The organism is Atlantibacter hermannii (assembly GCF_009907385.1).
Taxonomy (GTDB): Bacteria; Pseudomonadota; Gammaproteobacteria; order Enterobacterales; family Enterobacteriaceae; genus Atlantibacter; species Atlantibacter hermannii_A.
Genome location: NZ_JAAATR010000091.1, coordinates 1 through 9,020, shown reverse-complemented (window position 1 = coordinate 9,020; position 9,020 = coordinate 1). Strand labels below are relative to the sequence as shown.

8 protein-coding genes and 1 pseudogene are annotated in these 9,020 nt (G+C 39.4%); all 9 read right to left on the bottom strand.

The genetic code is table 11. The annotated features are described in order from the left end of the window. Nucleotides 1–209 (bottom strand): annotated as a pseudogene (locus GV764_RS22180) (hypothetical protein); the annotation flags it as partial. 66 nt (nucleotides 210–275) lie between these two features. Beyond that, nucleotides 276–1,196 (bottom strand): hypothetical protein, encoded by a 921-nt coding sequence (locus GV764_RS19275; protein WP_031942300.1) that lies wholly within the window; start codon nucleotides 1,194–1,196, stop codon nucleotides 276–278. 68 nt (nucleotides 1,197–1,264) lie between these two features. Then, nucleotides 1,265–2,200, bottom strand: a complete 936-nt coding sequence (locus GV764_RS19270; RefSeq protein ID WP_000691119.1) for a hypothetical protein — start codon at nucleotides 2,198–2,200, stop codon at nucleotides 1,265–1,267. A gap of 69 nt (nucleotides 2,201–2,269) precedes the next feature. Beyond that, a complete protein-coding gene (locus tag GV764_RS19265) occupies nucleotides 2,270–3,148 on the bottom strand; it encodes a hypothetical protein (RefSeq protein WP_000762003.1) in 879 nt (292 codons plus the stop codon). A gap of 78 nt (nucleotides 3,149–3,226) precedes the next feature. Continuing rightward, nucleotides 3,227–3,748, bottom strand: coding sequence for a hypothetical protein (locus tag GV764_RS19260; RefSeq protein WP_001011130.1), 522 nt, complete (start codon nucleotides 3,746–3,748; stop codon nucleotides 3,227–3,229). Nucleotides 3,749–4,017: 269 nt separating this feature from the next. Continuing rightward, on the bottom strand, nucleotides 4,018–5,250 hold the full coding sequence (locus GV764_RS19255) for a DUF7146 domain-containing protein (protein WP_000220379.1): 1,233 nt from the start codon (nucleotides 5,248–5,250) through the stop codon (nucleotides 4,018–4,020). A 113-nt stretch (nucleotides 5,251–5,363) separates the two neighbouring features. Beyond that, nucleotides 5,364–5,585 (bottom strand): hypothetical protein, encoded by a 222-nt coding sequence (locus tag GV764_RS19250; protein WP_000192120.1) that lies wholly within the window; start codon nucleotides 5,583–5,585, stop codon nucleotides 5,364–5,366. A 72-nt stretch (nucleotides 5,586–5,657) separates the two neighbouring features. Further along, nucleotides 5,658–7,664 carry a VWA domain-containing protein gene (locus GV764_RS19245; RefSeq protein WP_000762700.1) on the bottom strand — a complete coding sequence of 669 codons (2,007 nt, stop codon included), beginning with the start codon at nucleotides 7,662–7,664 and terminating at the stop codon, nucleotides 5,658–5,660. Nucleotides 7,665–7,741: 77 nt separating this feature from the next. Next, nucleotides 7,742–8,869 (bottom strand): DUF3150 domain-containing protein, encoded by a 1,128-nt coding sequence (locus GV764_RS19240; protein ID WP_000174396.1) that lies wholly within the window; start codon nucleotides 8,867–8,869, stop codon nucleotides 7,742–7,744. Between the last annotated feature and the right edge of the window lie 151 nt (nucleotides 8,870–9,020).

Sequence of the window (9,020 nt, the reverse complement as noted above, 5' to 3'; positions counted from 1 at the left end):
GAGTAAGATGCGTTGTGCTTTATTAGTTCAGATATGTAGAGATCCAACATACAATTTAAATTATCGATATCTACATCGTAATCAAAGGTTACTTTGTCGAACGAAGTATCAGATAATTGAACGGTTATATCGTCAGCGGGAACATTAAGGCCTAAATTTTGATAAAGAAAGGCACTAACAAATTCCACGTGGTCAGATTCTTTAAACATTTACACTACCTCATGACTAAAAAGGAAGTGCTTCCCACCGGGAAGCAAGTTCCCGGATGGGTTAGATTAATTATAAAAGAGTTCTTCAGAAGGTACATGCATTTCTGGTTTGAACTGTTTTAAGGAGTTGTTTATAGCTTTTCGATATAACCCTGAAGAGTGTGGCTTAAACATTTGATATTCCGTAACGAGCAGAGGAGACGTAAAGCATCCTAAGTTCACTAGTGAAATATTTGATGTTTCTTCACAAACATCTAATTCAGCGTATATCCGCCTCTTCATTACCCTGCCTGCTAAATAGCGACGAACATGATTTATAAACTTGTCCGCATCTGATATAGAATTAACTATATAATCAGATGTGACTATCTGATTAGATACAGTTTCAGGTATAGCTTCGGCTATTATTTTTACGTTCATTTCATAATCAACACTATGGAAGCAAGCAAGAATTTGTGGCTTCGCGCTTTCTAAAATCTTTTCAAGAACAGAAAAAATCAGAGAGAACTCGTTTAAAATTCGCTTTTGTATAAGTCCATGTAGATGTTTTATGAAAGGAGAACCGTGTTCAACAAGGCCTAGTATAAGATCCTTAGAGGCCAAATCTGAGCGGTAATAAACGTATTCTAGATTATCCCGGTTAAATCCTTTGATAAGCAAATCAGGCTTCTCTGAGACCAGTCGTAAATGAGTTGAAGCTATAGAAACTTCAAAACGAAAGTTCGCGAGATTTACAGGGCCTGCTTTTAATGTAGCCGCTTCGGAAAAATAAATGAAAAGAGGATGCAAATCATCGTTACCACAGTAAAGATGGTCTGCGCCCTTAAGATATTTCACCAAATGAGGTAGAAAAGATATTACTGGAATATCAGCCACAAATCGAATATGCCGAAATGGTTTTGAATCCAAATATATATTTTCCACTACAGCGCCAACAAAACCCATTTTAACAAGAATAGATTCAACTAACTTTTGTATCGCATTCATTTAAATACCCTCTTAATAGAGGGATTTCTCCCAAAGGGAGAAATCCCTATGGGAGAAAATAATTTTAATTAATAATTGTAGCGAAGCGCATGTTCTTTTTCACTAAGATGGTTTTCATATTCCGACTTACCAGAACTTAAACACTCTTTGAAAAAGACCTTTGAAAAATTCTTCAAGTCACTTCGGTTGTTAATTTCTTTGTCAGACATCAACTTAGCTGAGTGTGAGGTATCCACAGGCCCCAACCACCATTCATATTTAATATAAACACAATTGGTTTTTGTATGTCCATTTAGAAATCGTTTTGCATTTCTAAGTATTTTTCTACAACCGTTAAGGTCTGAAAGTAAGATATCTGGAGCAATGAGCTCTTCCAGAATATGACCAGGTAAGCCTTTCCTAAAAAGCTCAACATCGTAACTACAATACCAGTCACGATAATTAAAAGCTTTAATAAGTCTTTCAGGTGTATCCAAAGATATCTTATTCAGGATTTTTAATGCAAAGCATACAGCATCTTTTAACAACTCGTGCACCTCAACATTGATAAATGAGAAAAACGAGCTTAATTCTTTCTCTAAGGAATTATACAACTTACCGTAAATATCCTGAGAAAAAAGATACTGCAATCTTTCTTTATTATAAGTGCAATTCGAAATTGAATAGACTTCTCCTCTTTCGATTTTGCACCCTTCCCTTAAAACTATAGGAAACCTCAAATGGTTAACAATGAAAGAATGATTCTTTCTTTGCTTCAAAGCATCTAATTGAAATTTCGTAATTTCCTCCAGATTTGCATCTTCAAAACCTGGAAAGGGAATATCACAGAAACAAGAACTATATGCTTTTGCTGATTCATACATAAACTCCAGTGAAACATCAGCATCAAAAGACATACCAGAGAACATGCCCTGCCCATTGTCTAAAAATGTAATGTTTTTAACCTGTATTTTTTTATGTTGAACAACCAAAAAGGCATTAATGATTTTTTCGATAATTTTCATGTGATCCTCTCTCAATAAAAAAGGGATCACTCCCATATGGGGTGTGATCCCCACATGGGTATAATTTAATTAAAAATCTGTAAGACCTAAATCTTTATTTCTACCACAAACTGTAGAAGATATAAGACGTTTTACTCGCTTTCGAGCACTTCGGCCTGACGTATCTTTCAAGTACATCGGTAATGACAATGATGAGATTTGATTACTTCGCTTATGATGGCAGACTATATAGCCCTGCCTCCACCCCGAACGCACAAACTCACGGATGCGGTTAATATATGCCGAAGCTTGAGATTTTGTACTTATCGATTCAGAACACTTTAAGTTCTGTTCGATAGAGTAAAGCTCAGCCGCCATTAATTTCACCTCATACAGGTCATCCCCATAACTTATAGTTTTCAACAGCTCTTCCTTTTCCCGAATGAAAAATACTTGCTGCATTCCAAGGATCAGGTCATAGGCCTCTCGAAAGAGGTCGATAAGCTTATTACGAACATAAATCATAAACTCCTCAAAGTGCTGAAGCCAGAAATAAGCCGCATTACTTATTTGTGAATTGTGAGAACAAACAAGCCCTTTAGCAAGCTCGACCTCTTCCTCCCGAAAAGTAAAGTTACTTTTCTTAAACCGACTTTGTTCAAAAATGCTTTGATGCATTTCTATCCATACAGAAACAAAACCGAGGGATTCAAATTCTTCGTTTAACAAATGTAAACTTTCGAAGATTTTCTGAATTTCGATCCCGATGTCATATGACAGTGGACATTCTTTTATAGAATAAACATAACCGGGTAGGAAGTGAGATAAATGCTCAGTTCGCAAATATAAACTGAATTTAAGTTCTGTCAGTGGTTGTTTCAAAGATAATTTAGATGATTCGCTTATATTTACTGGTTCAACACCATTTCTAATCAAAATAGCTTTTACCAGGTCCGTAGCTAACTTCATACAGCCTCCAGTCGTTATTGAGGCCTCCCTGATGCAGGTTGGCCATCAGGGAAAATATGTAAATCAATTAGCAACCAATCAGACCGTTGCCATTACATTGTCAATGTATCTGACAAGGGATGGGCGGTCGTCCTGTAAGGCAAAACGGCGAAGGTCATCAAGATTATACGCAGGAAGATAATCAGCGTAACCTCGAATACGAAGGTCCTCAACCACAACTTTTATATACTCAAATCGTCCAAGATTTCCTTTTAATGGGGGTTTTCCTGGACTAGACAGCATATCGTCTGCTTGCTCCCATGTGATTTCTTTAGCTTCACCACTATGTAGATCAAGATGGACATATATGAATGACTTATAATCTCCACGGCAACGAAGATAATATTTCGGATAGAAATATTTGTCACAACGCAACAAACACGTTCCTGAAGGACGAACTACGTACAACAGGTTTCTGTCATTTTCTAATATGCCATGTTTCAAAATCGTTATATCTATCTCATTATCATGCAGCAAATAGCATGACGATGGTTCATTGACGATGCGCGATTTTATAACAGCAGCAAATTTATTAAAAACTTCGTTAGTTTGAAAATTCATTAAAATGCTCTCCGATGTAAAACGACGAGCATCACCATAACGGTAATACTCCCGTTATGGGTTTTAATAGTTTATGGAATAACCATGTCATACAACCGACCATAGCCAGTAGTACCGCACATTTATTTAACTGAGCAAGCATCTCAGCCGTGAAAAGACCTTAAAGGCAGGTAATTATCACGAAGGAAAGCGGTTATCTTATCAATACAATTTAAAAAATAATATTGATAAGATAACCCCCCCCGCAAAATGCGGGGGAGTTATCGTTGTTACAGCTGATTAAGACATTCAGGAGCCCAGTGAATCGGGAATCCATCCTGCCCTGTTAACTGGAGAACATCGTTCCAGTCGATACCCTTTTTCCCATCAGGAATATCTTGTGCTGGTTCGAAGACTTCAATTGTCAGCTTTGATGCGGGATATCGTTTAGCCAAAAACTCAACCATGCGGCTTTGAAGTCGCTGAGCAGCTTCGATACCGGCACGAGTGCCTTGTGAGTTAGCAATATCCTTATCCGCCCAGATATAAAAGTTTATATATTTTACATCCGGCGGAGGCAGTAAAAAATCAGGAACAGTAACGTTTTCAAGGCACCATGCGGAGCTGGCTGCCCAGCATGGTGTTGAAGTCGCTTCTACAACAGAAAGCGCATTCTCGATCCCTTCAGCCACTCCCAGTGTCCAGGTCGAACTACCTGAATCATAGTGAGGGTCAAACAACTGAATTGAGCCACCTGTCATATCGGCAGGAGGCTTCATCATCAGCTTTGGATTTTCTACAGGTGCCTTATCACCGTTTTTGTCTACGTATGTTCTATGGATAGTCAGAGGCCGACCTCGGGTGTCACGATAGATTGCAATCATTCCCGGATAGATAATCGATTTCTGCTTATCTTTATCCCAATAGTAGATCCGGTTATTAAAGCCTAAATCCTTTGGTAAGTGACTCAGTAAGCGGGAGATCCCACGATTACGGAGGTACAAAGCAACAGGAGTATTAGGCTTTATTTCACCGGTATAGTGATACATCACATCAAGTTTTCGCATTCGCTTTGCCACTTCCTCTCGGTCAAGAGTTTCTGTGGCACGAACTGCTGATTTATAGCGTCGTTCATTTTCAATGTCGGCGTCAGTTAACGGAGCATGCAGATCCATCCCGAAAAAATCTGAGAGAATCTTTTTGCAAGTCTGCGTTTTACTTAATTCATAATATTTCGCCAGAACATCAATTCCGTCGCAAAACTCATTTACCGGAAAGTCATTATGGATCGCACATCCGGTATAAAGGTCTTTTTGCCGGAAACGAAACTTCGATTTCCCTGCGCCAGTAAACGGGCAAGGAACCTGGCTCGGGGCTTTTGCACAAGCGTCTTTGAAAGCAGGTATTCTTTCGAATATATACTTCCAGCCAGACACTTCAGCAATTCGAGCATGAACGAGTTTAATAAAGTGTTCAGATACTTCCTGTGGTTTACGACGAAGAGCCGGGGATGCATAAGTCATGATGATCTCTCTTATCTGGCATTGTGAGTTTCTCAATGCCTTCTGCGGTGCAGAAGACAGGGAGAAACCCACAACGCAGAATTTAAGAAAGAGGGCCCGGGGGCCCTCAACATTTATGCTTCAGTCGTGAAGCCATTATTCTCAAGACGCTGTATGTAGTTATCTACAAGTAACGCAGCCTGCTGGCTATTACCCTCCGCTATAGTGACTTCGCGGAAGATTCTTTCCTGAGGGCTATCATTGCTTATAACTTCACCAACACGTCCGAAAATACGGACTTTATGCATCGCACCGACTTTTTCATGTTCTACACGGTAAGTTTTTATCTGAGTCATATTTTGCTCCTTATTCCTTCATGGAGCAAAAAGACCCACCGGGGCCTTTTTGCCCCGATTGGGTAGAGTTTATTAAGAAAGTATTTGATGAACTAGCTTACTGACTTCAATAGACAATAAAGAAGTATCATCAACTGTTACGAAAGTGTCCGTTTCAAAACCAATTATTTCATCAGTCTTAATACCAACACCAACGATTTCTATTCCATTACATTTAGCCTTTTCCATAACTTCGACGATAGTAAATTCCGATTTATTCGGATAACCATCAGTTATAAGAAAAATTATTTTCCTATCGAATTGGCTGTCAAGTAACAGATCAACAGCTGCCATTAAAGCAGATCCCGTAGGGGTATAATAACCCTTACATCCAAGAGTGAATTTCGATAGAGATTCCTCAACGCTTTGATCAAACGTTTTGATAATCTCAAATTCACTTTCCTTGAAGGGAAAAACTATATTGGAGACATGCATTTTTGACAAACTTTCAGCGGCCATCGATAAAGCAAGATCTGACTTAATGGCATGAATATATCTTTCATCATTAGCCATTGACGCTGAAATATCACGAACTAATACGAGGCCAACATGCCCTCTATTTTTAGATTCGCTTTGAGCTCTGAAGACATCACGAACTCCCATTTGTGACAGAATTAATCGATTTCCATCGAAGGTAATTCCACGCTCATGAGTTTTGTTTCGGCCACGCATTTTAACCTGCTGTAAAACAGACAAGTCGCTACCGATTGAATGACTCAGAGACAAAGCCTCATTGTAAACATTCAAATCGATAAGGAGATCAGGGATATCCCATTCAGAAGCACCGAATTCGGCTTTCACGTCATCGGATACTTTTGATGCAATACCTTCAATCTCTTTAGCCAAAGCATCGTGATAATCTTCGCTATCCTCATCACTGCTAAGAAAGGCATCCAACAAATCTGCCAGTATCTCCCATTGAGCCGATGAAAAGTTACTTTCATCTTCAACGTTAGTCGAACTGGCTTCATCTGATTCACTCTCGGAAGGGTTAATCGCATCAGTATCGTCTTCAATAATGTTATCACCCGTGGGATTGCCACCGGTGGGTTCATTATTTCCCTCGTTATCTTCAGCAAGTTCTGAAGGCTCAGAACATCCCTCTTGAGCAAGATCAGCGTTATCGGAAGTATCTGCCTGACCTTCACTATCGTCCTCAGAATCATCCTCACGACTATCAGTCGACGTAAGCGATTTATCTTCTGATTCGGTATCGGTATCGGTCTCGGATTCATCATATGCCTCCTGCTCCTCCTGCTCTGTCTGCTGCTGTTGTTCCTTTGCCTCATCCCGCAGTCTCTCTAAAAGAGCCAGGGTCTTACGAGCAAGGGATTCACAGCCCTGAGTATTTTCACAACCAAGAGCATCATGAAAAATTTCCTCAACATCAGAAATTACTGGAGAAAGTATCTTTTGGGCATAGTCAAAAAACGGATCGAGGGTTTCTTTGTGACCTACCTGCTGAAGGACTTTTACTCGCAATGAGTTAAGCAGATACCACTCAATAAATAGGACAGGATTTTCCGGACGAGAAGATATATCAGGAGTCATCCTTCCGGCTTTAACCATCAGTGCGTAAGTGGCTGCAAGCCGCCGCTTTGCATCCGGATAATCGTTACCAACCTTCTCTTCCATCTGTACATCATCGAACAGATTTATAAGCCCGGTAAGACGTTTTGCCCTGCTATAAGCTTTACGTTTCTCAGCGAGGCTCTCAAACTCTGCATTCATTCCGTCATCGAAGCGTGTAAACCCTTCAGATGACATGAGAACACTATTAAAGGCGTCACTGTAAACCTCACTGACGGTATAGCGACCATGACCAGCTTCATGACAGGTAAAACCTTCAATCAGACTGACAAAGTCATCATCGCTATAATCGCCGTTTGGTAAAACACAAACTTTATTGACAGGATCAAAATACGGTCCTTTGGTATTGTCGTCTATTACAACTCTTACATCGCCTAAGCCGCTAATGACTTTTGCTATATTCTGTAAACGCTTAATATGGCGCGGCGATGATTTAAGATCTAATTTCATAGAATACCTCTTTATAAAAAAGGGGTACTCACCCAGATGGTGAAGTACCCATCTGGGGTTTTTAATAAAGCAAACAGTTACCAGCCTTTGAGCTCGATATCAAAACCATTTTCAGCATTGTCTTCCTGTTGCGAAACTGATTTCTCAGGTTCAGCTACAGAATCAGTGTTTGAAAACGTGCTGTTTTTTATATCGTTCTCTACGACAGGTTCAACCTGAAACACATTTGTTGAATCTAAAATAGCTTCAATACCTGTGTTCTGTAGCGCGTTCGGTTCTGTTTGTGAGCTTTGATTAAATGATCTGGTAATAGATTCCAACCAGTCAGTAACCTTTTGCTCTCCTGAAATAATACGCTTTAACATTGAAGCATCACTCATGAAATAAAACCACTGCTGTAACACCGCAACGTCGCGAGGTTCAGAAATGGCACCTTTAGGTAAATTATTCATTATGTGTTTTATAGCTTCTGCAAGTACTGCCGCCTCTTTATGTATAAACATGAAGCTAATGATCTTATTTTGCATTTGCTTCAGTCGGTCAATAGTACTTGAGCGCAAATTATTATTTTTACTAATTTTTTCATAAACCCTCATTGCTTCTTCTGCCAGATCTGTTATCAATTGTTCCTGATAGTAGTCCTGGGTTTCATCACCTTCAACGCTAATAGGCGTAAAAGGAATAAAGTGAGCAATATTAAATCTAAAGGATTTTATGAAATCATCTTTAGTTAATTTCAACTGATCAATCAAAGAAGACATTCTTGGGCTTCTATTTTTTTCAGCCTCAATATGCATCTCATAATTGTCTACAACGTTTTGAATACCTGCCTGAAACTCTCGTTCAATCTCTTGGGCCCCTTCCAGAAACTCTTCCATACTGGAAACTGGTAAAATCCACATATTGCTATAGCGGATGCACAAGCGTGAGCAAAGGGTTGATATTCTGCTGGTAATCGTACTTTTGAAGCTAAGGGCTTTTATGTCAATCCAACGTACTTCGCTTTTAGATACGCTTTTTTGATCCGTAATATCATCTCCATCATAAGACAAATCGATTTTATCGGTTCGACGCGATCCTTGACAGCCACTTATTTCAATTTTTGTTATAACTGCACCTTCCAGTAAATCTGGATATGATTTTGCAAAATTCTCAGAGATTTGTTTTGCAGATACTTTGTTAAGCATTGAAGTATTTAAAGTCATGGGTTTCTCCAAAAAAAAGGGGAAACCCTCCCCAACGGGAAAGATTTCCCGATAGGGTTGATATTAAAGCTTCTCTGGCGCAATTAAAAGAATACCGGGAAACTCAGCGGCAACATCATCATTGCCCATTGCTCCCTGATACATATAACCT